The sequence below is a fragment of the Paraburkholderia sp. C35 genome (genome assembly GCF_003121405.1).
Classification (GTDB): domain Bacteria; phylum Pseudomonadota; class Gammaproteobacteria; order Burkholderiales; family Burkholderiaceae; genus Paraburkholderia.
The window spans coordinates 16,843-41,102 of record NZ_QBUY01000026.1; the positions used below are offsets into that span (position 1 = coordinate 16,843).

Here is a 24,260-nt window from a genome sequence, read left to right on the forward strand (position 1 = left end):
GCAGCCCCGCCCTGGCGGCCCGTCCGGGCCGTTTCAAAAATCCGGCTGAGTAATTTTGACGGGCTACGCTGGCGCGCTGTCGCACGCGTTATCGCCCGTTCGCGCCAAAATCTGCGGCCCACGCGTTTTTGCGGGTGTCGCCAGGTATCGCGGTCGTGGCAAACTCTCTACAATGAATCACACATTGCCATGAAAGCCAGCCTCCAACTCCGCCTGTCGCAGCATCTTGCGCTGACACCTCAACTGCAACAGTCCATCCGGCTGCTGCAGCTGTCTACGCTCGAACTGCAACAGGAAGTCTCGATGGCGATCTCCCAGAATCCGCTGCTCGAAGCGGAGGACGACTGGATCGCGAGTCCGTTGCGCGTGGCCGCCGACGGTACGGTGATCGCCCAGACATCGCAGAACAACGCGCCGGAAGAAATGTCGAGCGCGCCGCCGTCATCGTCATCGTCTTCTTCGTCGGGCGAAAGCCAGGAAAGCAGCGAGCCTCAGGGTGTCGACGAGTACAACGGCCTTGGTTCGGACGCAAACGGCGAGTCGAGCCAGTGGAATCTCGACGATTACGGCCGTTCGGGCAACGCATCGGATGACGACGATCTGCCGCCGCTGCAGATCCATGAATCGACCACGACGCTGCGCGATCACCTGACTGCTCAACTTCGTGTGACGGGCGCGAGTTCGCGCGACCGTGCACTGATCACGTTCCTGATCGAATCGCTCGACGACGACGGTTATCTGACGGCCTCCTTCGACGAAATCCTCGCCGATCTGCCCGAAGAACTCGAAGTCGATACCGACGAACTGAACGCGGCTCTGGCGTTGCTGCACAGCTTCGACCCGGCGGGTGTCGGTGCGCGTTCGGCATCGGAATGTCTGCGATTGCAGCTGTGCCGGCTCGACGCGACGCCCACACGCGCGCTCGCGCTCGACATCGTCGCGCATCACCTGGAACTGCTTGCCGCACGCGATTTCACGCGTCTGCGCAAATACCTGAAGGCCAGCGACGACGACCTGCGCGAAGCGCATGCGCTGATCCGCTCGCTCGAACCGTTCCCGGGTGCGGCGTATGGCAAGGCCGAAGCGGACTACGTGGTGCCCGACATCATGGTGCGCAAAACGGCACAAGGGTGGCTGGCCGAACTGAACCCGGAAGTGGTGCCGAAGCTGCGCATCAACCATCTGTACGCGAATATCCTGCGTAACAATCGCGGCGATCCGGGCAGTGGTTCGCTGCGTCAACAGCTGCAGGAAGCGCGCTGGCTGATCAAGAATATCCAGCAGCGTTTCGAGACGATCCTGCGTGTCGCGCAGGCAATTGTCGAGCGTCAAAAGAACTTTTTCGCCCACGGCGAAATTGCCATGCGCCCCTTGGTTTTGCGGGAAATAGCTGATACGCTGGGTTTACACGAGTCGACTGTTTCGCGTGTGACAACCGGCAAGTACATGCTCACCCCATTCGGGACGCTTGAATTTAAGTACTTCTTCGGATCGCACGTGTCCACCGACACGGGGGGCGCGGCCTCGTCAACGGCCATTCGCGCACTCATCAAGCAACTGATAGGAGCAGAAGACACCAAATCTCCTCTTTCAGACAGCCGCATTGCCGAACTGCTGGCAGAACAGGGTTTCGTCGTAGCGCGCCGTACAGTTGCGAAATACCGCGAAGCACTGAAAATCCCGGCAGTCAATCTGCGCAAGTCTCTTTAGCCCGCTACCTCCTGTGGCGGGTATTTTCCGGCCGCGCCGCTGTTTGGCGGAGCAGGCTGGCCGATGCGACCTGCCAGCAGCCTGTCAAACGGGGGACGGCGTGGCAGATCGAAAGATCGACCGGCGCTCGCGCGATTCATGCGGACCAGGCGGCCACTAGCTTGGAGAAGCACTATGAATCTGAAGATCAGTGGACACCATCTCGATGTAACGCCAGCGTTGCGAGAATACGTGATCACCAAACTTGACAGGGTGCTAAGACATTTCGATCAGGTGATCGATGGCAGTGTGGTCCTCTCGGTCGACAACCACAAGGAAAAGGAAAAGAGACAAAAGGTTGAAATCAACCTGCATCTGAAGGGTAAGGACATTTTCGTCGAAAGCTGTGATGGCGACCTCTACGCCGCGATCGACCTGATGATCGACAAGCTAGACCGGCAAGTCATTCGTCACAAGGATCGCCTGCAGGGCCATCAGCACGAAGCGATCAAGTATCAGCCGCTGGCGGCGCAACCCGACGTGCCACCGCAATAAGCCATTAGAGGCTTTTCCTTAACCCCGCAAAACCGCCCTGAATCGGGCGGTTTTTTGTTTGTACGGAGTCTGCGCCACCTTTGCGCGCGGTGCACGGCATGCGACAGGTGTGGTTGCAATGGCACGCTCTGTACGGCGTCCCGATTTTTCACTCATGGCGCGGCGCACCATCGGTAGCAACCCTGTTCTATAATAAATCGGTTACCTTCGGGGTCTTTGTCCAGCCCGAGTCCTGCACAAAGGGATGATTGCGGGTCTCAAGAGCAGGGCTCATCGCGCATCGCTGGATTCGCCTTGAGCAGCTGCGAGGCATGGAACGCTTTTCAATCGCCACTGCGAGGAGAATCCAGGCGACCTTTGCGCCTGTCAACATGAATCGTTTAGCCAAATATCTTCCCCTCGAAAACGTCGTCGTCGGTCTAGCGGTTACAAGCAAGAAGCGCGTATTCGAGCAAGCGGGCCTGATCTTCGAAAACCAGAACGGCATCGCCCGCAGCACAGTGACTGACAATCTGTTCGCGCGCGAGCGTCTCGGTTCGACCGGGCTCGGCGAGGGCGTTGCCATTCCTCACGGCCGCATCAAGGGCCTCAAGCAGCCGCTCGCCGCTTTCGTGCGCCTGGCCGATCCGATCCCGTTCGAATCGCCCGATGGCCAGCCCGTTTCGCTGCTGATCTTCCTGCTGGTTCCTGAACAGGCGACGCAACAGCACCTTGAAATCCTGTCGGAGATCGCCCAACTGTTGTCGGATCGCGAAGCGCGCGAACGGTTGCACACGGAAGAAGACCCGGAGGCGTTGCATCGCCTGCTGACTCAGTGGCAACCTTGAGATACCGGCGGCGCCTCGCGGTATGGGAAGCTCGCGTCAGGGCGTCCGTGCTGCGCGTCTGATTCGAGGCTTGCAGCCAGCAGGCGAAACACGGCTACACCCCAGCGGCACATACGAGGTCAGGGAGTCAGGGATTCATGGATACGTCCAGCATCAACGCCCAAAGCATTTTCGACGACAACGCCGCCGCGCTGAAACTCAGCTGGCTGACGGGGCATGAGGGCTGGGAACGCGGTTTCTCGGCGGAAACGGTTGCGACTGCAACGTCCAGCGCCGACCTCGTGGGCCACCTTAACCTGATCCACCCGAACCGGATCCAGGTGCTCGGCGACGCCGAAACCAACTACTACCAGCGCCAATCCGACGAAGACCGCTCGCGTCACATGGCCGAGCTGATCGCGCTGGAGCCGCCGTTCCTCGTGGTCGCAGGCGGCGTCGCCGCGCCGCCGGAACTGGTCCTGCGCTGCACGCGCTCGTCCACGCCGCTCTTCACCACGCCGATGTCGCCGGCTGCCGTGATCGACAGCTTGCGGCTCTACATGTCGCGCATCCTTGCGCCGCGTGCAACGCTGCACGGCGTGTTTCTCGACATCCTCGGCATGGGCGTGCTGCTGACGGGCGATTCCGGCCTCGGCAAGAGCGAACTCGGCCTCGAACTGATCTCACGCGGCCACGGTCTGGTGGCCGATGACGCCGTCGATTTCGTGCGCCTCGGCCCGGATTTCGTCGAAGGACGCTGCCCGCCGCTGCTGCAGAATCTGCTCGAAGTGCGCGGCCTCGGCCTGCTCGACATCAAGACGATCTTCGGTGAAACGGCCGTGCGCCGGAAAATGAAGCTGAAACTGATCGTGCAACTGGTGCGCCGTCCGGATGGCGAATTCCAGCGCCTGCCGCTCGAATCGCAAACCGTCGACGTGCTCGGCCTGCCGATCAGCAAGGTCACGATTCAGGTGGCGGCCGGCCGAAACCTCGCGGTGCTGGTCGAAGCGGCCGTGCGCAACACCATCCTGCAACTGCGCGGCATCGACACGCTGCGCGACTTCATGGACCGTCAGCGTCTTGCGATGCAGGACCCCGACAGCCAGTTTCCCGGCAAGCTGATTTGACGCAGATGTGCGCAAAGCCGCGGCGGTACAGCGGGTGGCACCGGATGCTATGATGAACCCAACGGATTCCACGACTCCATGCGCATTATCCTGATCACCGGTATCTCCGGCTCCGGCAAGTCTGTTGCGTTGAACGCGTTAGAAGACGCGGGGTATTACTGCGTCGACAATCTGCCGCCGCGCTTTCTGCCCGAACTTGCCGCATATCTCGCGGGCGACGGCCAGGACCGGCTCGCGGTCGCCATCGACGCACGCTCGGGCGCCTCGCTCGAAGACATGCCGGAAATGATCCGCGATCTCTCCGGCAAGCACGACGTCCGCGTGCTGTTCCTGAACGCCAGCACGCAGGCACTCATCCAGCGCTTTTCCGAAACACGCCGCCGCCATCCGCTGTCCGGTTCGCCCGCACACGATGCCGACGTCGGCGTGCTGACTTCGCTGGCCGAAGCCATCGAGCGCGAACGCGAACTGGTTGCGGGCCTTGTCGAGTTCGGCCATCAGATCGATACCAGCAACTTGCGGGCAAACGTTTTACGCGCGTGGGTCAAGCGTTTCATCGAACAGGAGCACACGGGCCTCGCGCTGATGTTCGAATCGTTCGGTTTCAAACGCGGCGTGCCGCTCGACGCCGATTTCGTCTTCGACGTGCGCACGCTGCCGAATCCGTACTACGACCGCGAACTGCGTCCGCTGACGGGGCTCGACAAGCCCGTCATCGATTTCCTCGAAGCCCTGCCCGTCGTCCAGCAGATGATCGGCGACATCGAGTCGTTCCTGCACAAGTGGCTGCCGCATTTCCGCGACGACAATCGCAGCTACCTCACCGTTGCAATCGGTTGTACGGGCGGTCAGCACCGCTCGGTATTCATCGCCGAAACGCTTGCCGCGCGTTTCGGGAGTGAAGCAAACGTGATAGTGCGGCATCGCGATGCGCCGATCGACGTCGACGACTCATCGAAACTGGTCGCCTGAGGGTCCCGCTGGTGGCTTGACCGGCCGCTCGGGGCGGCCCTAACGGAAAGCGTTGCGCCATGTCCTCTACACCGTCCGTGCTTGCCGATGTGCCGCTGTTTCCCTTGCACACAGTCCTGTTTCCCGATGGACTGCTGCCGCTGAAAATCTTCGAAGCGCGCTATCTCGACATGGCGCGCGACTGTCTGCGCGACAACACGTCGTTCGGCGTGTGTCTGCTGAAAAGCGGCGGAGAAGTCGCGCAACCCGATGAACCGTCGATACCGGAACATGTCGGCTGTCTTGCCGAGATCGACGTGTGTGATGTCGACGAATTCGGCATGCTGCTGATTCGCGCGCGCGGCACCAAACGCTTCCGGCTGCTGTCGCATCGTGTCGAATCGGGCGGACTGCTGGTGGGCATGGCTGAGTTGCTCGGCAGCGATGTGCCGCTCGAAGGCACGCAGTACATGGAAAAGTTCGGCGCGTGCGCGGAAGTGCTAGAGCGCATCATCGCGACGATCCGTGAGCGCGATCCCGAGAGTCTGCCGTTCGTCGAACCGTTCAGGCTCGACGATCCGACGTGGGTTTCGAACCGTCTGTCGGAAGTGCTGCCGATCGCGCTCAAGGCTCGTCAGAAGCTGATGGAGCTACAGGACGCGGGCGCACGCATCGACATCGTGCATCACTACATGCAGCAGCATCAACTGCTGTAACGCGACCGTTCAACGTTCAGATTAGCGAACCCTGCAGGCCTTCGAGCAGTTTGCGAACAGGCGCAGGGACGCCATACGCGTCGAGTTCGTTCAGCGATATCCACACGGTGTCTGCGTCGCGTGCTGCTGCATGCTTCGAAGAACGATCGAATTCAGCGATGCGCGGCTCGATATCCAGCTTGAAGTGTGTGAACACATGCGTGAGCGGCGCGAGCGGCGATACCTGATCTGAAGCGCCGAAGTCACGCGCGAGTTGCTTGAGCGCGGCTTCATCCACAGCTTCCGGCAAGCTCCACAAGCCGCCCCAGATGCCTGAAGGCGGACGCTTTTCGAGCATCACCGTATCACCATCGCGCAGCAGCAGCATCCACGTACGTCGCGTCGGCACGGTCTTTTTCGGGCGCGCTGCGGGCAGTTCACGTTGACGTCCCGTCACGTTCGCCACGCAATCGGCAGCGAACGGACAACGCACGCAATCCGGCTTGCCACGCGCGCACAGCGTCGCGCCGAAATCCATCAGACCTTGCGTGTACGCGCTGATGTCGTCGTCGCTTGCGCTCACGGGCAGCAGCGATTCCGCCAGCAGCCACATGCCGTTCTCCACCTTCTTCTCACCCGGAAAGCCTTCGACGCCGAACACGCGCGCCAGCACGCGCTTCACGTTGCCGTCGAGAATGGTCGCGCGCACGCCGTAAGCGAACGATGCAATCGCCGCGGCCGTCGATCGCCCGATACCCGGCAGCTCGGCCAATGCTTCGACGGAGTTCGGAAACTGCCCGCCATGCTGTTCGACCACCACCTGCGCACAGCGATGCAGATTGCGCGCTCGCGTGTAGTAACCGAGACCGGCCCAGAGGGTCATCACGTCATCGGCGGGTGCGGCGGCGAGCGCGGCGACATCCGGAAAACGCGCGAGAAAACGCGCGTAGTACGGAATCACCGTCGACACCTGAGTCTGCTGCAACATGATTTCGGATAGCCAGATGCGATACGGGTCGCGCGTGTTCTGCCACGGCAGGTCGTGGCGGCCATGTTCGCGCTGCCATGCGATCAGGCGCACAGAGAAATCGGACAGCGCGGGTATCCTGGGAGAATCGACAGGAGAAGCAGTCTTGGAAGCAGGAACGGACATGAACGGATCAGCGCTGACAGGTCGGACAGAAATAAGTGGAGCGTTGCCCCTGCACGATCTGTTTGATCGGCGTGCCGCATACGCGGCAGGGCTGGCCCGCGCGATCATAGACGAAATAGTCGAGCTGGAAATAGCCGCTCTCGCCATTGCTGCCGACAAAGTCGCGCAAGGTGCTGCCGCCCTTCTCGATCGCGGCGGCGAGCGTGACGCGAACTGCGTCCGCAAGCAGTTCGTAACGAACCAGCGAAACGCGGCCCGCGGCCGTGGTCGGCCGGATGCCGGCGCGGAACAGGCTTTCAGAGGCGTAAATGTTGCCCACGCCGACGACGATATCGCCCGCCAGCAGCGCCTGCTTCACCGATACCTTGCGCCCGCGCGTCTTGCGGAACATCAGCGAACCCGAGAACGACGGCGCGAAAGGCTCGACGCCGAGATCGGCCAGCAAGGGATGATCGAGAATGTCGCCATCCGAGCGCGGGTGCCATAAGACAGCGCCAAAGCGCCGCGGATCGCGGAAGCGCAAAATGAAGTCATCGAAGATCCAGTCGACGTGATCGTGCTTCGCGGCGGCAGGTGGATGCGGCATGTTGCGTAACACCCTGAGTGTTCCCGTCATGCCGAGATGCACGATGAACCAGCCTTCGTCGATCTCGAACAGCAGGTATTTGCCGCGCCGTTCCACCTTGTGGACCAGCCGGCCGTGCAACAGGCGAGCAAAGCCGGCTGGAATGGGCCAGCGCAGCGCGGGGTTACGCACTTCGACACGTTCGACACGGCGCCCCGCTACATACGGTTCGATTCCGCGTCGGGTGACTTCAACTTCTGGCAACTCTGGCATCTCTAACTGGTCTGTAACTTGCGTCCACGGTTATGCGCTTATTGTAGCGAGCGCGTTACAATCGACCGAAACATTGAACGGATATGTATGAACCTGTCCATCGTTAAGCAGTTTTTCAAGCGCCCTACGGGTGCGAACGGCGTACCGTACGCTGTTTCCGCACGCCGGATGCTGGGCGTGGCCGCTCTGGCTGTCTGGACGCTCGCCGCTTTGCCCGCGCATGCGCAGGATCCGTCGCCCGATTCGGATGACAACTCCGTCTCCGTGCAGGACGCTTTCGGCCCCGATTCCGCCGAAGACAAGACCAATCTGCCCAACATCGCGCTGACGAGCCAGATCGTCTTTCAGGTGCTCGCGGCGGAAGTCGCACTGCAGCGCAATCAGCCGGCGCCAGCGTATCAAACCTATCTCTCGCTTGCTCGCGACACGCACGACCCGCGCATGGCGCAGCGCGCGACGGAAATCGCACTTGCTGCACAAAGCCCGTCGGATGCGCTGACGGCGGCGCAATTGTGGCAACAGTATGCGCCGCAATCGGAACGCGCCGCGCAGCTGGATGCGTCGCTGCTCGTGCTGTCGGGCAAGCCTGACGACGCAAAGCCGATGCTGGCGAGCGAACTCGCGAAGATCCCGCCCGAGAACCGCGGCAACGGCATTCTCGCGCTGCAACTGCTGATCTCGCGCGGGCCGAATCGCGTGGGCGGCCTGCACGTGCTGCAGGATCTGCTCGCGAACGACATGAACCGCCCGGAAGCGCAATTCGCCATCGCCCGCCAGCAACTGATCGCCGACGATGCACCCGGCGCGCGCAAGTCGCTCGAACAGGCACTGCAGCTGAAGCCCGACTATCTGCCGGCGGCGTTGATGCTGTCGCAGATGGGACCGGAAGAGCGCAAGGAAGGCATCGCGTCGCTCGAAAAGTATGTGCAGGCGAATCCGAAGTCGCATGAAGCGCGGCTCGCACTCGCGCAGATGTATCTGGCCAGCGATCGCCTCGACGACGCGCAGAAACAGTTCGAGTACATGCAGAAGGACAACCCGAACGATCTGACGCCGCTGATGGCGCTTGCGCTCATCAAGATCCAGCAGAAAAACCTGCCGGAAGCGCAGAACTATCTGCAGCAATACGCGCAGAAGGCCGAGAAGACGCCGGGCGCGGATCCCGGTCAGGCGTATATCTACCTCGCGCAACTGTCGCTCGAGCAGAAAGACACGGCCGGCGCGAACCGCTGGCTGGACAAGATTCCGGCTACGAGCACGCAGTACGTCGCCGCGCAGATCACGCGCGCACAGCTGCTGCAACGTGACGGCAAAGTGGATGAAGCGCGCAAGCTGCTCGCCGGCATGCACCCGCAGGATCCGCACGAACAGGCGCTGGTCGCCCGCACCGACGCCGCCATCCTGTTCGACGCGAAGCGGTATCCGGAAGCCGAGGCGCGTCTTGCGCAAGCCACCAGCGATTTCCCGGACGACCCTGATCTCACGTACGACTACGCAATGGCCGCCGAGAAGAACGGTCATTTCGACGTGATGGAAACGCAGTTGCGCAAACTGATGCGCACGCAACCGGACAATGCCCAGGCGTACAACGCGCTCGGCTATTCGCTCGCGGACCGCGGCCAGCGTCTTCAGGAAGCGGACAAGCTGGTCGAGAAGGCGCTCGCGCTGTCTCCGAACGATGCGTTCATCATGGACAGCGTCGGCTGGGTCAAGTACCGGCTCGGCGATAACTCGGATGCGATCCGCGTACTGCGCAAGGCCTATGATCTTCAGCCGAATGCCGAAATCGGCGCGCATCTGGGTGAAGTGCTGTGGAAGAGCGGCGACCAGGATCAGGCCCGCGCCGCATGGCGCGACGCGCGCAAGCTCGAACCCGACAACGATACGCTCGTCAAAACGCTCAAACGTTTTCAGGTGAACGATCTCTGATGTCCTTTTCCCTGCCCGCTTTTTCCTTTCCAGCGCCGCGCCGCGCGGCGCTGGGTCTTGCAGCCGCAGCCATCGTAGCCTTGTCGGGTTGCGCGTCCGTCAAGCCGCAAGGTCCGTCGCTGTCGAATGCCGCAACGGATCTCACCACGCAGACCAGCCGCGCGTATCACGGTCGATTCGCCGTTCAATACGTCGATCAGAACGGCCAGCAGCGCAACGCGTACGGCAACTTCGACTGGCAGGAACGTGGCGACACCGTCACGCTGCAACTGCGCAATCCGCTTGGGCAGACCATGGCGATCGTGACGTCGTCGCCGTCTTCGGCCACGCTCGAACTGCCGAACCGCCAGCCGCTGACAGCCGATAACGTCTCGACGCTGATGCAGAATGCGCTTGGTTTTGCACTGCCCGTCGAAGGGCTGCGCTACTGGCTGCAGCCTTCCGTTGCGCCGACATCGAAGGCCAGGACCGAGAAGGATCCGCAGCAGGAGACGCGTCTGAAGGAAATCCAGCAGGACGGCTGGACCATCGACTATCTCGCCTATGCCGATGCGCCTGCAACCGGCGTGAAGCGCGTGAACCTCGCGCGCACCGAACCACCGCTCGATATCAAGCTCGTGCTCGACCAGTAACCCGCACGCGCGATTTGCCAAGACTCATGATTGAAACAAACGACTCGCTGCGCGACTGCCTCGCTCCAGCGAAGCTGAACCTCTTCCTGCATATCACCGGCCGTCTGCCGAACGGCTATCACGCACTGCAGACGGTATTCCAGTTGCTCGACTGGGGCGACACGCTGCACTTCACGCGTCGCGACGATGGCGCGATCACACGCGGCACCGATATCGCCGACGTTCCCGCCGACAGCGATCTCACCGTGCGCGCTGCAAAGCTGCTCAAGGAACACACGGGAACGCGCCAGGGCGTGAACATCGAGATCGACAAGATCCTGCCGATGGGCGCTGGCCTTGGCGGCGGCAGCTCCGATGCAGCGACTACGCTGCTCGCGCTGAACCGTCTGTGGAAGCTCGATCTGCCGCGCGCTGAACTGCAAGCGCTCGCACTGAGACTCGGCGCCGATGTGCCATTTTTTGTTTTTGGAAAAAATGCGTTCGCTGAGGGTGTCGGAGAGGCACTCGAGCATGTACAATTGCCGCCGCGCCACTTTCTGGTGGTGACACCGAGAGTTCATGTTCCAACGTCAGCAATTTTCTCCGAAAAAGAGTTGACAAGAGATACAAAGCCTCTCATAATAACGGACTTTCTTGCACAACAAAGCTGCGACGCAAGATGGCCAGACAGTTTTGGCCAGAATGACATGCAGCAAGTTGTCGTGGGAAAATACGCGGAAGTTGCGCAGGTGCTGAGATGGTTTGATAACATCGCGCCGGCGCGGATGACGGGATCAGGCGCAAGCGTTTTTGCAGCGTTCCGTAGTCGAGATGAAGCAGTTGCGGTGCAAGCCAAACTGCCAGTCGAGTGGAACAGTGCAGTAACGGCAAGTCTGGATACGCATCCACTCTTTGCTTTCGCGGCATAAGTTTCGTTTCACTGAATGCCCTACACATTCAGTGAAGCTCAAAGTTAGTGTAGGGGAGTCGCCAAGTTGGTCAAGGCACCGGATTTTGATTCCGGCATGCGAGGGTTCGAGTCCTTCCTCCCCTGCCATAATTTCTCGCAGTTCCTCGCCTCCCACAGCCTGAAGCAGGTGCATGATGAGCAGCCATGACGGCCTGATGGTTTTTACTGGCAACGCAAATCCTGCGCTTGCACAGGAAGTCGTCAAGATCCTCGGTATTCCCCTCGGCAAAGCAATGGTCTCCCGGTTCTCCGATGGTGAGATCCAGGTCGAGATTCAGGAAAACGTACGTGGCAAGGACGTCTTCGTCCTCCAGTCCACCTGCGCGCCGACCAACGACAATCTGATGGAACTGATGATCATGGTCGATGCGCTCAAGCGCGCATCTGCTGGCCGGATCACTGCAGCCATCCCCTATTTCGGCTATGCCCGTCAGGATCGTCGCCCGCGCTCGGCGCGTGTTGCGATTTCGGCGAAGGTCGTGGCGAACATGCTGGAAATCGCTGGCGTCGAGCGGATCATCACGATGGATCTGCACGCTGACCAGATTCAAGGTTTCTTCGATATCCCCGTCGACAACATCTACGCCACGCCCGTGCTGCTCGGCGATCTGCGCAAGCAGAATCACGAGAACCTGCTGGTCGTGTCGCCGGACGTCGGCGGTGTGGTTCGCGCCCGTGCGCTGGCCAAGCAGCTGAACTGCGATCTGGCCATCATCGACAAGCGTCGTCCGAAGGCGAACATCGCTGAAGTGATGAACATCATCGGTGAAGTCGACGGTCGTACCTGCGTGATCATGGACGATATGGTCGACACGGCCGGCACGCTCTGCAAGGCTGCGCAAGTGCTGAAGGAACGTGGCGCGACGAAGGTGTTCGCGTACGCAACTCACCCGGTTCTGTCGGGTGGCGCAGGTCCGCGTATCGCAGCATCGGCGCTCGACGAACTGGTCGTGACCGACACCATTCCGCTCAGCGAAGAAGCGCGTCAGTGCACGAAGATCCGCTCGCTGACGAGCGCCGGTCTGCTGGCTGAAACGTTCTCGCGTATCCGTCGCGGCGACTCGGTGATGTCGCTGTTCGCGGAAAGCTAAAGTATTCGCGAAAGCGCCGCATGATGAATGCGGCGCTTTTGCATTTCGGTGTGAGCGAACGAAGGTTCATGCCGTTTTGTCTGGGGTCTTCCTGAAAGACCCGTTTTACTGCCTGGTCGCGGGCAGATAATGGAGAAGCAAATGAAAGTAGTCGCTTTCGAGCGTAATCTGCAAGGTACGGGTGCGAGCCGCCGCCTGCGTAACTCGGGCAAGGCCCCGGGCATCGTGTACGGCGCTGGCGAACCGCAACTGATCGAACTCGATCACAACGCGCTGTGGCACGCACTGAAGAAAGAAGCATTCCACTCGTCGATTCTCGACCTGGAAGTGGCAGGCAAGTCGCAACAGGTTCTGCTGCGCGACGTGCAATACCACCCGTTCCGTCAGATCATTCTGCACGTGGACTTCCAGCGCGTCGACGCGAAGAAGAAGCTGCACACGAAGGTGCCGCTCCACTTCATGAACCAGGAAACCAACCCGGCTGTTAAGACGGGTGGCGCGATCATCTCGCACGTCATCAACGAAATCGAAATCGAATGCCTGCCGGCCGCTCTGCCGGAATTCATCGAAGTCGATCTCGTGAAGATCGAAGCGGGTCAATCGCTGCACGCAACGGACATCGTTCTGCCGGCTGGCGTCGCACTGGTTGCGCACCTCGTCGCAGAAAACCCGGTTATCGTTTCGGCTCCGATTCCTGCTGGCGCCCAGTCGGAAGAAGCAGCAGAAGGCGACAAGCCGGCTGCCGAATAAGTACCGCTATCCTCTCGATCCGTTTCAATGGAACGGTCGACGTAACCCGCCGCGGTTCGCCCCGGCGGGTTTTTTTTCGGTTTTTTCAGGCTGTGCGGCATACCGTGCGGCCCACTCGAACATGATCAAGCTGATCGTCGGGCTCGGCAATCCGGGCGCCGAATATACCGCGACCCGTCACAACGCCGGCTTCTGGCTCATCGACCAACTCGCGCGCGAGGCGGGCACGACGCTGCGCGACGAACGCCGCTTTCACGGCTTCTATGCGAAAGCGCGTCTGTACGGCGAGGAAGTGCATCTGCTGGAACCGATGACGTATATGAACCGTTCAGGTCAATCGGTCGTCGCGCTCGCGCACTTCTTCAAGATCCTGCCGGATCAGATTCTGGTCGCGCATGACGAACTGGATCTGCCACCCGGCACCGTCAAGCTAAAGCTCGGCGGCGGTAGCGGCGGACACAACGGGCTGAAGGACATTTCCGCGCATCTGTCGACGCAGCAATACTGGCGTCTGCGTATCGGCATCGGGCATCCGCGCGATCTGATTCCCGAAAGCGCGCGTGCGGGCGCGAAGCCCGACGTCGCGAACTTCGTGCTGAAGCCGCCGCGCAAGGAAGAGCAGGACGTGATCGATGCGTCGATCGAGCGTGCGCTCGCGGTGATGTCGACCGTCGTCAAGGGCGAACTCGAACGCGCGATGATGCAGTTGCATCGCAACCCCTGAACGCCAACAGAGGAGTCGAACTTGAGCCGCTTCTGGAGCGACATCGTTCATCGGTTGACGCCGTATGTGCCGGGCGAACAGCCTGCGCTTGCGCATCCCGTGAAGCTGAACACCAACGAGAATCCGTATCCGCCCTCGCCTGCTGTCGTGAGCGCGATCCGCGACGAGCTCGGCGAGCATGGCGAATCGCTGCGCCGTTATCCCGATCCCACTGCGCGCGTGTTGCGTGAGACAGTCGCCGCGTATCACGGGCTGACAACCGATCAGGTGTTCGCGGGTAACGGCTCGGATGAAGTGCTCGCGACGGTGTTTCAGGCGCTTCTGAAGCACGACAAGCCAATCCTGTTTCCGGACGTCACGTACAGCTTTTATCCGACGTACGCGCGTCTCTACGACATCGCATACCAGACAATTCCACTCGACGACGCATTCCAGATTCGTATCGCAGATTACGCGCAGCCGAACGGCGGCATTCTCTTTCCCAATCCGAATGCACCGACAGGTCACGCGTTGCCGCTTTCGGAGATTGAACGAGTTGTCGCATCGAATCCTGACTCGGTGATCATCGTGGACGAAGCGTACGTGGACTTCGGCGCGCAATCTGCGATTTCTCTGATCAACAAGTATCCGAATCTTCTCGTGGTGCATACGACGTCGAAGTCGCGCTCGCTGGCGGGAATGCGCGTGGGCTTTGCATTCGGCGATGCTGCGCTGATCGATGCACTGAATCGCGTGAAGGACAGCTTCAACTCGTATCCGCTCGATCGTCTGGCGCAAGCGGCCGCGACGGCCGCGTACAAGGACGACGCGTGGTTCCGCTCGAATACCGACAAGGTGATCGCCAGCCGCGAACGTCTGACGGCACAACTGACCGCGCTGGGATTCGAGGTCGTGCCTTCGTCAGCGAATTTCGTGTTCGCGCGTCACGAAGGCTATGATGCGGCCGCGCTCGCCGCGCAACTGCGGGAAAAGGAAATCTTCGTGCGGCACTTCAGGTTGCCGCGCATAGACCAGCATTTGCGCATCTCGATCGGCACGGACGCCGAGTGCGACACGCTGATCGATGCGTTGAAGGAGATCTTGAGCGGCTACGTCGGCTAGAAAGCCAGCCAGCGCAAAGACAACCGGCGGGTCCGCCAGCCTCACGCAAACGGACCCGCCGCTTCAGATTCCAGATCAATCAGGCGCTCTTCGCAGCCTGCAATCCATTGTACTTCTCCATCAACTGTTCCTGCGACTCCAGATGCTCCGGACTACGCGGAATGCACTCGACGGGACACACCTGCACGCACTGCGGCTCATCGAAATGGCCGACGCATTCCGTGCATTTCTTCGGGTCGATCACGTAGATTTCCGGGCCCATCGAAATCGCGTCGTTCGGGCACTCAGGCTCGCACACGTCGCAATTGATGCACTCGTCGGTAATCATCAGGGCCATGCTGTTCTCACTTCCTGCCAGCGCGCACTCGATGCACACCGGCTAACGTTCCGTAATCCGCAATTTTACGCCTGACAGCGAGACCACGCTAAGCGTCGGGTTATCGACCGTGAAGCCATGGAGCCAAAGTCACGCCATCAGGCTAACGCGAAATCACGGCTTGGCAGCGCGTGCCGCGTCGTTCTCCGCAACCTTGTCCTGCAGCCGCTTTTCCACCGACGGAAACACGAACTTGCTCACATCTCCGCCCAGTTGGGCGATTTCGCGCACGATCGTGCCCGAAATGAACTGATATTGATCCGACGGTGTCATGAACATGGTCTCGACGTCGGGCAGCAGGTAACGGTTCATGCCCGCCATCTGAAACTCGTACTCGAAGTCCGACACGGCGCGCAGGCCGCGCACGATCACGCGCGCGTTGTTGACCCTGACGAAATCCTTCAATAGCCCCTTGAAGCTCATCACCTGCACGTTCGGATAATGGCCGAGCACCTCGTTGGCTATCTCGAGGCGCTCTTCGAGCGAAAAGAAGGGCCGCTTGTTGCGGCTGTCCGCCACGCCGACCACCAGCGTGTCGAAAATGCTCGATGCGCGACGCACGAGGTCTTCGTGACCGCGCGTGAGCGGGTCGAACGTACCCGGATACACGGCGACAACCATGGGATTTCTCCTCTCTACAGACTAGAAGGCGTGCCGGAACACACCTCGCAGGACTCGTCTCGCGACGATACCGCGCACGTAGCGGCAAACCGCCCGGCGCTTGTTATGGAACGCGCATTATTCCTCATTTTCGCGCTGCAGCAAATGATAGTGGACCGCGCCCGCCTTACCCTGCCGGACCACGGACCAGCCTTCCAGCGCCGCATGTCCGGCCGTGTCCAGCGCTTCGCCGGACTCGACATAGAGGAAGCCGTCGGTGCTCAGCAACGGCACGGACAGTTCGAGCGCGCGGCCAAGCAGATCTTCGCCGAAGGGCGGATCGAGGAACACCACATCGAACGAGCCGGGCGCAAGGCTCGCGGCAAGACGCAAGCCGTCCGCTTCGGCGATTTCGATGGCGCCTGCCGCCAGCTTGGCCTGGTTCGCCCGCAACTGGGCTGCCGCACGCGCGTTGCGTTCGACCATCAGCACGCGCGCAGCGCCGCGCGAGGCGGCCTCGAAGCCGAGCGCGCCGCTGCCGGCGAAAAGATCGAGACAGCGCTGGCCGTCGAGGTCCTGGCCGAGCCAGTTGAAGAGCGTCTCCCGAACACGGTCGGGCGTCGGCCTCAGACCGTCGAGATCGACCACGGGCAGCGGCGTGCGCTTCCAGTCGCCGCCGATGATGCGGATCGTATGCGCGTGGCCACGGCCGGACGGCGCGCTTTTTGCGCCTGATTTCTGGCCGGGTTTGGCGCGTGAAGGGGAAGGTCGGGACATGCGGTTAATCTGTTGAGCGTGTGCCCGCCGAAGCTCGTGCGGACCGTCGCGCTATACGTCGCGCTGTTCATCGATCCACACGCCGAAAGGCGGGCCGGAACGCCCACGTTACCACACGCGTGAAGCCGCCTTCGCCGAAGTTCACCGCGCCGGTGCACGCTGCCCGCGTTCACGACGCCGCCTGGCGCGCCTGATAAAATGTGCGGCTTCCAGCGCCTCGCATGCCGCGCTGCGATGCGGCGGCCGCCGGCCTGCCGTGTCGCGCATCGCCGGTCGCGGCCACGCATCGCCGGGCCGCACGCAGGAATCCGGCGCAATCTCACTCCAGCCCAGACCATGTTCAGCTTTTTCAAACGATTCAAGGGTTCCAAGGCCGACGACACGCCTGAAGCGCCGCAAGCCGATTCCGGCGCCGACGTCGACACACAGGACGTCGCTGAAGCCGAAGCGCCTGCCGTCGCGCGCTCGCAGCCCGTGCCGGATTCCGCCGATGCACCCGAGTTCGATCCCGACTACGTCCCCGATGCTGCCGACTTCGAAGACACGGACGTACAAGACACAGAAGACGAAGCCGCTGAAATCGTCCCGCCGCCCGTGCCTGAAGCCGCCGCGAAGCGTTCGTGGCTGACGCGTCTGCGCAGCGGCCTGTCGAAGACGAGTTCGAGCATCACGGGCATTTTCGTCGGCACGAAGATCGACGAAGACCTGTACGAAGAACTCGAAACCGCGCTGCTGATGTCCGACGCGGGTGTCGACGCGACCGAGTTTCTGCTCGAAGCGCTTCGCGAAAAAGTGCGCGCCGATCGCCTCACCGATCCGCAGCAGGTCAAGGACGCCTTGCGCACCTTGTTGATCAACTTGCTCAAGCCACTGGAAAAGTCCCTCACGCTCGGCCATTACCAGCCGACTGTGATGATGATCGCGGGCGTCAACGGCGCGGGCAAGACGACCAGCATCGGCAAGCTGGCCAAGCATATGCAGCGCTTCAACCAGTCGGTGCTGCTGGCCGCAGGCGACACGTTCCGCGCCGCCGCGCGCGAGCAGCTCGCGATCTGGGGCGAGCGCAACAACGTGACCGTCGTGCAACAGGAAAGCGGCGACCCGGCTGCCGTGATTTTCGACGCCGTCGGCGCAGCGCGTGCCCGCAAGATCAATGTGGTGATGGCCGACACGGCTGGCCGCCTGCCGACTCAGCTTCACCTGATGGAAGAACTGCGCAAGGTGAAGCGCGTGATCGGCAAGGCAATGGACAGCGCACCACACGAAGTGCTGCTCGTCATCGACGCCAACACCGGTCAGAACGCGCTCGCCCAGGTCAAGGCATTCGACGACGCGCTCGGCCTTACCGGCCTGATCGTGACGAAACTCGATGGCACGGCGAAGGGCGGCATTCTCGCGGCGATCGCGCGGCAACGTCCCGTGCCCGTGTACTTTATCGGCGTGGGCGAAAAGGTCGAAGACTTGCAGCCGTTCAGCGCGGAAGAGTTTTCGGACGCCTTGCTGGGCTGATGCGATCATCTTCGCCTGAAACTGGCGGCTGAAAATAAAAAGGGCGTCATGCATTTGCATGACGCCCTTTTTCATTGCCATCGGCGTTGTTGCGCGTTACTCCGCATCGGGCTGCGTACCTGGCTCCGCGCGAGCGAACGCGTCGAGCGAATTTGCGTAATCGCAGATACGCTGGATGGTCGGATACGGCGTCATATCGACCTTGAAGCGGTTCGCGTTGAACACCTGCGGCACGAGGCACAGATCGGCGATGGTCGGCGTATCGCCGTAACACAGCTTGCCCGCGCGACCGTCCGCAACGAGATACGCTTCGAGCGCGGCAAAACCCGAGCTGATCCAGTGGTGATACCACGCGTCCTTCACCTCGTCGGTCACGCCCACGGTGCGCTTCAGATACTTCAGCACGCGCAGGTTGTTCAACGGATGAATCTCGCACGCGAGTTGCTGCACGAGCGAGCGGACATAGGCCCGATCGGCAGGATTCGACGGCAGCAACGGCGGCTCGGGATGCGTCTCGTCGAGATACTCGATGATCGCCAGCGACTGCGTGATCACGTGTTCGCCGTCCACCAGCGTCGGCACGACGGCATCGTGATTGAGCTGCCGATACTCCGGCTTGAATTGCTCGCCGCCGTCGCGCAGCAGATGCACCGGCAGATATTCGTACTGCAGGTTCTTCAGGTTCAGCGCAATCCGCACGCGATACGACGCCGAACTACGAAAGTAGCTGTACAGCTTCATTGTGTTTTGCTCTCCCTGAATGTCGCCGGCTACGTCAGACGACACGCACGCTGAACTCGCCGATACCGTCCACGCCGCCCTTCATCAGATCGCCCTTCACGATCGCGCCGACGCCTTCGGGCGTGCCCGTGAAAATCAGGGCGCCCGGTTGCAGTTCGAAGAAACCGGACAGGTATTCGATCGTCTCAGCCACCGCCCAGATCAGTTGCGAAACGTCCGAGCGCTGCTTCTCTTCGCCGTTCACGGTGAGCCAGATCGCGCCCTTGCCGATGTGACCGACCTTCGACGCCGGATGAATCGGGCCGAGCGGCGCCGAGTGATCGAAGCCCTTCGCCGTGTCCCACGGACGGCCCAGCTTTTTCGCTTCGGCCTGCAGGTCGCGGCGCGTCATGTCGAGACCGAGCGCGTAACCGTAGACGTGATCGAGCGCATTGGCAGCAGGGATGTTCTTGCCGGCCTTGCCGATGGCCGCGACCAGTTCCATCTCGTAGTGCACGTTCTTCGACTGCGCCGGATACGGAAATTCGCCAGTAGCACCCGGCGCGACGTACAGCACGGCGTCAGCGGGCTTGGCGAAGAAGAACGGCGGTTCGCGGTCGGGATCGTGGCCCATTTCGCGCGCATGCGCCTCGTAATTGCGGCCGACGCAGTAAATACGGCGCACCGCGAACTGATCGTCCGATCCGACGACTGGCACTGCCGTCACCGGCGCTGGCGCAAACACATAACCCATTCCGTTCTCCGTCTTCTATTGAGTTGAGCCGCCATGACGCGGCGAAGCATTGAGTGTAACGCGTCACCGTTTCCCACGTTGCCTGGCCAAACGGCCAGGTGGCGCACGCTGAGACCGTGCCGTAAGGTTCATGGCAGCCCATGAATGTGCGCGCGTTTTGCGAGTGCATCCGGCATGCGATACTCGAAAGCAACCAGGCCGCCGCCGTCCCCAGAACACCGATTTCCCCGATGACCGATCTCACCGACACCACTCCCTTCCCCTGCGCCCGATTCATCAAGGAAATCGGCCGCGGGCCCAACGGCGCACGCGCTCTCTCGCCGGACGATACGCACGCGCTGTATGCCGCGATGCTCGATGGCCGCGTGTCCGATCTGGAACTGGGCGCGATCCTGCTCGCATACCGCGTGAAAGGCGAATCTGCCGACGAACTCGCCGCGATGCTCGCCGCCGCGCACGCTTCGTTCGAGCCGGTCAACGTGAAGCACGGCGCGCATCAGGCCGTGTCGATCCCGAGCTACAACGGCGCGCGCAAGCAGCCGAACCTCGTGCCCCTGCTGGCGCTGCTGCTCGCACGCGAGGGCGTGCCCGTGCTGGTGCATGGCGTGACGGAGGATCCGGGCCGCGTGACGAGTGCCGAGATTTTTGCGCACCTGAATCTGGCACCCGCACAGACGCAAGGAGACATCGAATCGAGTCTGGCAAACCAGCGGGTCGCTTTTGCGCCAATCGGAACACTCGCGCCGAAGGTCGCGCGGCTGCTGTCGCTGCGCCGGCGCATGGGTGTGAGGAACTCGACGCATACGCTGGTGAAGATTCTCCAGCCGTTTGCGCCGGCCGGTTTGCGGCTGGTGAACTACACACATCCGCCGTATCGCGAGAGTTTGACCCAGCTGTTCGTCTCGCATCCCGATGCGGCTGTCGGCGGTGCGCTGCTCGCGCGCGGCACGGAAGGCGAAGCAGTGGCCGATACGCGCCGTCAGGTACAGATCGACTGGTTGCATGACGGCATCTGCGAGACGCGCGTGGCGGCAGAGCGTTCGTCTCCCGATGCGCCGGAAGTCGATCTGCCTGAAGGACGCGACGCGCCCACTACGGCAGCGTGGATCGACGCCGTTTTGCGTGGCGACGCGCCCATTCCGGCCGCGATTACGCGTCAGGTCGAACTGATCGTCGAGATCGCGCAGAAGGCCGCCTGACAAGGCTTGCGGGTTAGCCAGCACAGCACCGGAAACGCCTGAAGGAACGCAAAACAGCAAATCGCCGGTTGACAGCCTCACGCCGCCTCGCTTATCTTGTAAAGATGCGTTCCATTCCGAACACCCTCCGAATTACCCTCGGCCGCCTAGCGCGGCCCCTATCGCTACGTCTAGCGTAAGCAAGGCGTAGCGCCGCACGCAGTCGCCACAGCGACTCGCGGCGGTCCTCAAAGCAGTTCCTGTTGCACCCCAGTCCGTAGTTCCTTCAAAACCTGTAGTCGTCCGTATTCGTCCGTTTATCGCGCGGATGAATCGCGAGGGTCAAATGCACGTTGCATGGGCTTCCGTTCCAGTCGTCGCCTTCGTCATCGTTCCGATGACATTGTTCGTTCGCGCCCGTTCGTTGCTCCCGCTAGCGCCCGGCTCGCGGGACGTGCATCTGTGGCAGCCCGCCAGCCGCTCGACGCCACATCACCCAGCACACGACTAGACGAATCGAACGAGGCCTTACCATGATGCGCAACCCTGCCGAGAAGTACCGTCCCTTCCCCACCGTCCGTTTGACCGGCCGCAAGTGGCCCACCCGCACGATCGAGCACGCGCCGATCTGGATGAGTACCGACTTGCGCGACGGCAACCAGTCGCTGATCGAGCCGATGAGCATCGCGCAGAAGACCGAGTTCTTCGAGATGCTCGTCGCAATCGGTTTCAAGGAGATCGAAGTCGGTTTTCCGTCGGCGTCGCAAACCGACTTCGATTTCGTGCGCAAGCTGATCGACGAAAAGCGCATCCCCGACGATGTGACCATCGAAGTGCTCGTGCAGTCGCGTGAAGACCTGATCGCGCGCACCTTCGAGGCGCTCGAAGGCGTGCCGCGCGCGATCGTTCACCTTTACAACGCGATCGCGCCGTCGTTCCGCAAGATCGTGTTCGGGTTGTCGCAGGAAGAGGTGAAGGCACTGGCCGTGGACGGCACGCGCATGATTCGCGAGCACGCCGATGCCCGTCCGCAGACGCACTGGACCTACCAGTATTCGCCCGAAACCTTCAGCATGACCGAGTTGCCGTTCGCGCGCGAAGTCTGCGACGCCGTCGCGCAGACGTGGCGTCCGACGCGCGATCACAAGATGATCGTGAACCTGCCCGCCACGGTCGAAGCGGCGACGCCGAACGTCTACGCCGACCAGATCGAGTGGATGGACCGCAATCTCGGTTATCGCGACAGCATCGTGTTGTCGGTGCATCCGCATAACGACCGCGGCACGGCCGTCGCCGCCGCCGAACTCGCGTTGATGGCGGGCGCGGACCGCATCGAAGGATGTCTGTTCGGCAACGGTGAGCGCACGGGCAACGTCGATATCGTGACGCTCGCGATGAACCTCTACACGCAGGGCATCGATCCCGGCCTCGACTTCTCGGATATCGATGCCGTGCGCCGCGTGGTCGAGCGCTGCAACCAGATTCCTGTGCACCCGCGCCATCCGTATGCCGGCGACCTCGTCTACACGGCGTTCTCCGGCTCGCATCAGGACGCGATCCGCAAGGGTTTCGCGCAGCAACAGCCCGACGCCGTGTGGGAAGTGCCGTATTTGCCCATCGATCCCGCCGATGTGGGCCGCAGCTACGACGCCGTGATCCGCGTGAACAGCCAGTCCGGCAAGGGCGGCGCGACGTATCTGCTCGAACGCGGCATGGGCTTCGCGCCGCCGCGCCGCGTGCAGATCGAGTTCAGCCACGCGGTGCAGTCGGTGGCCGATCAGTCGGGCGAGGAAGTGACGGGCGATGCCGTCTGCGCGCTGTTCGCCCGCGAATATTTCGAGGCGGACGGTCCGGCGCAACGCGTGAATGGCTCGACGGTGCGCTGGAACAAGCGCGAGATCAGCGTGCCGGCAACCGCCGCAGCAAGCATCGACGGCCATGAGGCGTATGCGAAAGCGGTCGCGCGCGAAATGGCAGCGGCCGCCGACGTCGCGATCGAAATCACCTCGTTCGAGACCATGCGCACGACGGATGGCCGCACCGCCGTATTCGTCGCCAGCCGCGTCGGCGAGCAGCCGTTGCGGCATGGCGTAGGTGTCGCGCAAGACGAAATGACGGCCGTCGTCGATGCTGTCGTCAGCGGCGTCAATCGCGCGGGTTGGGCAGCCGTCGACCGGCGTGTGGCGGCGTAACACTGCGTAACGACGACACGGCACGCACCGCCAACGTCGTCAGCCGCAAGAAAGGATTCAGCAGGACCGCAGAAGCGCAAACGCCGGCGATCAACCGTCGCCGGCGCGCACGGACCGCTCAGGAAGCGACATCCGTCAGATATAGAGTGACAGCGCGATCCGCGTCACTCGATCGCGCAACGCGTCGCCTGCCATGCGATCAGCCGCCACTTGCCGCCTTCCTGCGCCTGAATCGCCATGTAGGCAATCGGAAAAAGCAGCGCGCCGTTGTTCGCTTCCATCTCGATCAGCGCGCGCCCGGTGACGACGCAGGTCTCGCTGCCGACAGGCAGCACGTCCTGCGACTGCACCTCGATCTGGCGATAACGCCGGCGCCCGGCCGTAATGCCGTCGATGAACTGCTGCTTCGACTCGCGTTTGCCGTTCGTATGGACGTATATGACGTGGTCCGACAGCAGCGCGTCGAGTTGCTGGCCGTTTCCTTCCACCATCGCGCGAAAACGATCGCGCTCCAGCCCGCGAATCGCTTCGATCACTTTAGCCGCCATCGCGTTCGCCCCTATCGACGACAGCGCCGACAACGGCCGCAGTCGTCAGAAGTTGTACTGCACGTAAATCTGCTGGAAATTTATACCAGGATTCGGCTCTTTGATACTTGCATTGGAAACGTGCTGAAACCGGTAGCCGAACTGATACTGCTGATGCTCGCCGAATTGCGCGCCCACGCCCACCATGTCGGCGAACTGGAACGCCGAACTGAGTGTGTAGGTCGAAGAAATGCGGGGATGCGTCAGCAGCCGCACACCGACGCCGGCTTCGACGAACGGGCGGAAATAACCCGAGCCTTTGATGAACCGCACCACCGGCGTCACGCCGAATTCGCCGACATTGTCGTGAACGTTGCCTTCATCCGTATGCCACCAGGCCGCGTGCGCTTCGCCGATCAGCGCAAAGTGCCAGCCGCCGATTTCCCACCAGGTCAGGTTCGGATCCCAGACAAAACCGAGATCGAGTTTGCGGACGTGGTGATCGGCCAGACCACCCGCGATCTGAACACCGAACTGATCCGCCGAAGCCAGACTGCACACGCCGAGTAGCGCCACGGCGACAGCACATTTGAGTGCCAGATTAGACGAAGCCTTGTTCTTGTTTTCCATCGTACGT

General features: G+C 61.8%; 25 protein-coding genes and 1 tRNA gene. 17 read left to right on the forward strand and 9 right to left on the reverse strand.

The genetic code is table 11. The features are described 5' to 3' along the window. Positions 1–189: 189 nt before the first annotated feature. The 6 genes from DK391_RS17820 to DK391_RS17845 all read left to right on the forward strand — a co-directional run bounded on the left by DK391_RS17820 (position 190) and on the right by DK391_RS17845 (position 5,844). Positions 190–1,710 carry an RNA polymerase factor sigma-54 gene (locus DK391_RS17820; RefSeq protein WP_109479296.1) on the forward strand — a complete coding sequence of 507 codons (1,521 nt, stop codon included), beginning with the start codon at positions 190–192 and terminating at the stop codon, positions 1,708–1,710. Positions 1,711–1,884: 174 nt separating this feature from the next. Next, positions 1,885–2,244, forward strand: a complete 360-nt coding sequence (gene raiA / locus DK391_RS17825; RefSeq protein WP_109479297.1) for a ribosome-associated translation inhibitor RaiA — start codon at positions 1,885–1,887, stop codon at positions 2,242–2,244. A gap of 311 nt (positions 2,245–2,555) precedes the next feature. Further along, positions 2,556–3,071 carry a PTS sugar transporter subunit IIA gene (locus DK391_RS17830; RefSeq protein WP_109479298.1) on the forward strand — a complete coding sequence of 172 codons (516 nt, stop codon included), beginning with the start codon at positions 2,556–2,558 and terminating at the stop codon, positions 3,069–3,071. Between the two features lie 137 nt (positions 3,072–3,208). Beyond that, positions 3,209–4,177 carry an HPr(Ser) kinase/phosphatase gene (gene hprK, locus DK391_RS17835; protein WP_028365019.1) on the forward strand — a complete coding sequence of 323 codons (969 nt, stop codon included), beginning with the start codon at positions 3,209–3,211 and terminating at the stop codon, positions 4,175–4,177. A 78-nt stretch (positions 4,178–4,255) separates the two neighbouring features. Further along, complete coding sequence (gene rapZ, locus DK391_RS17840; protein WP_109479299.1) at positions 4,256–5,149, forward strand: RNase adapter RapZ; 894 nt, start codon at positions 4,256–4,258, stop codon at positions 5,147–5,149. Positions 5,150–5,208: 59 nt separating this feature from the next. Continuing rightward, positions 5,209–5,844 carry an LON peptidase substrate-binding domain-containing protein gene (locus DK391_RS17845; protein WP_109479300.1) on the forward strand — a complete coding sequence of 212 codons (636 nt, stop codon included), beginning with the start codon at positions 5,209–5,211 and terminating at the stop codon, positions 5,842–5,844. A 16-nt stretch (positions 5,845–5,860) separates the two neighbouring features. Here DK391_RS17845 and mutY read toward each other — a convergent pair whose 3' ends face one another. Both mutY and mutM read right to left on the reverse strand, forming a co-directional pair. Next, positions 5,861–6,976 (reverse strand): A/G-specific adenine glycosylase, encoded by a 1,116-nt coding sequence (gene mutY, locus DK391_RS17850; RefSeq protein WP_109479301.1) that lies wholly within the window; start codon positions 6,974–6,976, stop codon positions 5,861–5,863. Between the two features lie 7 nt (positions 6,977–6,983). Next, positions 6,984–7,814, reverse strand: coding sequence for a bifunctional DNA-formamidopyrimidine glycosylase/DNA-(apurinic or apyrimidinic site) lyase (gene mutM, locus DK391_RS17855; protein ID WP_109479302.1), 831 nt, complete (start codon positions 7,812–7,814; stop codon positions 6,984–6,986). 87 nt (positions 7,815–7,901) lie between these two features. Here mutM and DK391_RS17860 point away from each other — a divergent pair, with 87 nt between their 5' ends. From DK391_RS17860 to hisC, 8 genes are all read left to right on the forward strand, one after another. Further along, complete coding sequence (locus tag DK391_RS17860; RefSeq protein WP_109479303.1) at positions 7,902–9,743, forward strand: tetratricopeptide repeat protein; 1,842 nt, start codon at positions 7,902–7,904, stop codon at positions 9,741–9,743. Next, complete coding sequence (lolB, locus tag DK391_RS17865; protein ID WP_109479304.1) at positions 9,743–10,375, forward strand: lipoprotein insertase outer membrane protein LolB; 633 nt, start codon at positions 9,743–9,745, stop codon at positions 10,373–10,375. Before DK391_RS17860 ends, lolB begins: the two co-directional genes overlap by 1 nt. A 26-nt stretch (positions 10,376–10,401) precedes the next feature. After that, a complete protein-coding gene (gene ispE, locus DK391_RS17870; protein ID WP_109479305.1) occupies positions 10,402–11,283 on the forward strand; it encodes a 4-(cytidine 5'-diphospho)-2-C-methyl-D-erythritol kinase in 882 nt (293 codons plus the stop codon). 51 nt (positions 11,284–11,334) lie between these two features. Beyond that, a tRNA-Gln gene (locus DK391_RS17875) sits at positions 11,335–11,411 on the forward strand. 47 nt (positions 11,412–11,458) lie between these two features. Further along, a complete protein-coding gene (locus tag DK391_RS17880) occupies positions 11,459–12,415 on the forward strand; it encodes a ribose-phosphate pyrophosphokinase (protein WP_109479359.1) in 957 nt (318 codons plus the stop codon). Between the two features lie 141 nt (positions 12,416–12,556). Continuing rightward, the gene (locus tag DK391_RS17885; RefSeq protein ID WP_109479306.1) at positions 12,557–13,165 is read left to right on the forward strand and encodes a 50S ribosomal protein L25/general stress protein Ctc; all 609 of its coding nucleotides are present in this window, start codon (positions 12,557–12,559) and stop codon (positions 13,163–13,165) included. A 121-nt stretch (positions 13,166–13,286) separates the two neighbouring features. Then, the gene (pth, locus tag DK391_RS17890) at positions 13,287–13,889 is read left to right on the forward strand and encodes an aminoacyl-tRNA hydrolase (protein WP_109479307.1); all 603 of its coding nucleotides are present in this window, start codon (positions 13,287–13,289) and stop codon (positions 13,887–13,889) included. Positions 13,890–13,910: 21 nt separating this feature from the next. Then, complete coding sequence (gene hisC / locus DK391_RS17895) at positions 13,911–14,990, forward strand: histidinol-phosphate transaminase (RefSeq protein WP_109479308.1); 1,080 nt, start codon at positions 13,911–13,913, stop codon at positions 14,988–14,990. A gap of 79 nt (positions 14,991–15,069) precedes the next feature. Here the strand turns inward: hisC and DK391_RS17900 are convergent, their stop codons facing one another. From DK391_RS17900 to rsmD, 3 genes are all read right to left on the reverse strand, one after another. Further along, positions 15,070–15,327, reverse strand: a complete 258-nt coding sequence (locus DK391_RS17900; protein ID WP_109479309.1) for a YfhL family 4Fe-4S dicluster ferredoxin — start codon at positions 15,325–15,327, stop codon at positions 15,070–15,072. Positions 15,328–15,480: 153 nt separating this feature from the next. Further along, positions 15,481–15,987, reverse strand: a complete 507-nt coding sequence (gene coaD, locus DK391_RS17905) for a pantetheine-phosphate adenylyltransferase (protein ID WP_109479310.1) — start codon at positions 15,985–15,987, stop codon at positions 15,481–15,483. A gap of 117 nt (positions 15,988–16,104) precedes the next feature. After that, a complete protein-coding gene (gene rsmD / locus DK391_RS17910) occupies positions 16,105–16,743 on the reverse strand; it encodes a 16S rRNA (guanine(966)-N(2))-methyltransferase RsmD (protein WP_109479311.1) in 639 nt (212 codons plus the stop codon). A 336-nt stretch (positions 16,744–17,079) separates the two neighbouring features. Between rsmD and ftsY the strand changes: the two genes are divergently transcribed. Continuing rightward, the gene (ftsY, locus tag DK391_RS17915) at positions 17,080–18,252 is read left to right on the forward strand and encodes a signal recognition particle-docking protein FtsY (RefSeq protein ID WP_109479312.1); all 1,173 of its coding nucleotides are present in this window, start codon (positions 17,080–17,082) and stop codon (positions 18,250–18,252) included. Positions 18,253–18,348: 96 nt separating this feature from the next. On the opposite strand, the gene maiA is transcribed toward ftsY, so the two are convergent. Beyond that, positions 18,349–18,993: a maleylacetoacetate isomerase gene (gene maiA / locus DK391_RS17920; protein WP_109479313.1), complete on the reverse strand. Its 645-nt coding sequence runs from the start codon at positions 18,991–18,993 to the stop codon at positions 18,349–18,351. 34 nt (positions 18,994–19,027) lie between these two features. Then, complete coding sequence (locus DK391_RS17925; protein ID WP_109479314.1) at positions 19,028–19,726, reverse strand: fumarylacetoacetate hydrolase family protein; 699 nt, start codon at positions 19,724–19,726, stop codon at positions 19,028–19,030. Positions 19,727–19,956: 230 nt separating this feature from the next. Here DK391_RS17925 and ybiB point away from each other — a divergent pair, with 230 nt between their 5' ends. Both ybiB and leuA read left to right on the forward strand, forming a co-directional pair. After that, complete coding sequence (gene ybiB, locus DK391_RS17930) at positions 19,957–20,925, forward strand: DNA-binding protein YbiB (protein ID WP_109479315.1); 969 nt, start codon at positions 19,957–19,959, stop codon at positions 20,923–20,925. A gap of 512 nt (positions 20,926–21,437) precedes the next feature. After that, the gene (gene leuA, locus DK391_RS17935; RefSeq protein ID WP_109479316.1) at positions 21,438–23,096 is read left to right on the forward strand and encodes a 2-isopropylmalate synthase; all 1,659 of its coding nucleotides are present in this window, start codon (positions 21,438–21,440) and stop codon (positions 23,094–23,096) included. Positions 23,097–23,260: 164 nt separating this feature from the next. Here the strand turns inward: leuA and DK391_RS17940 are convergent, their stop codons facing one another. Then, positions 23,261–23,644 (reverse strand): nuclear transport factor 2 family protein, encoded by a 384-nt coding sequence (locus tag DK391_RS17940; RefSeq protein ID WP_109479317.1) that lies wholly within the window; start codon positions 23,642–23,644, stop codon positions 23,261–23,263. 45 nt (positions 23,645–23,689) lie between these two features. Next, positions 23,690–24,253, reverse strand: coding sequence for an acyloxyacyl hydrolase (locus DK391_RS17945; protein WP_109479318.1), 564 nt, complete (start codon positions 24,251–24,253; stop codon positions 23,690–23,692). Positions 24,254–24,260: the final 7 nt, after the last annotated feature.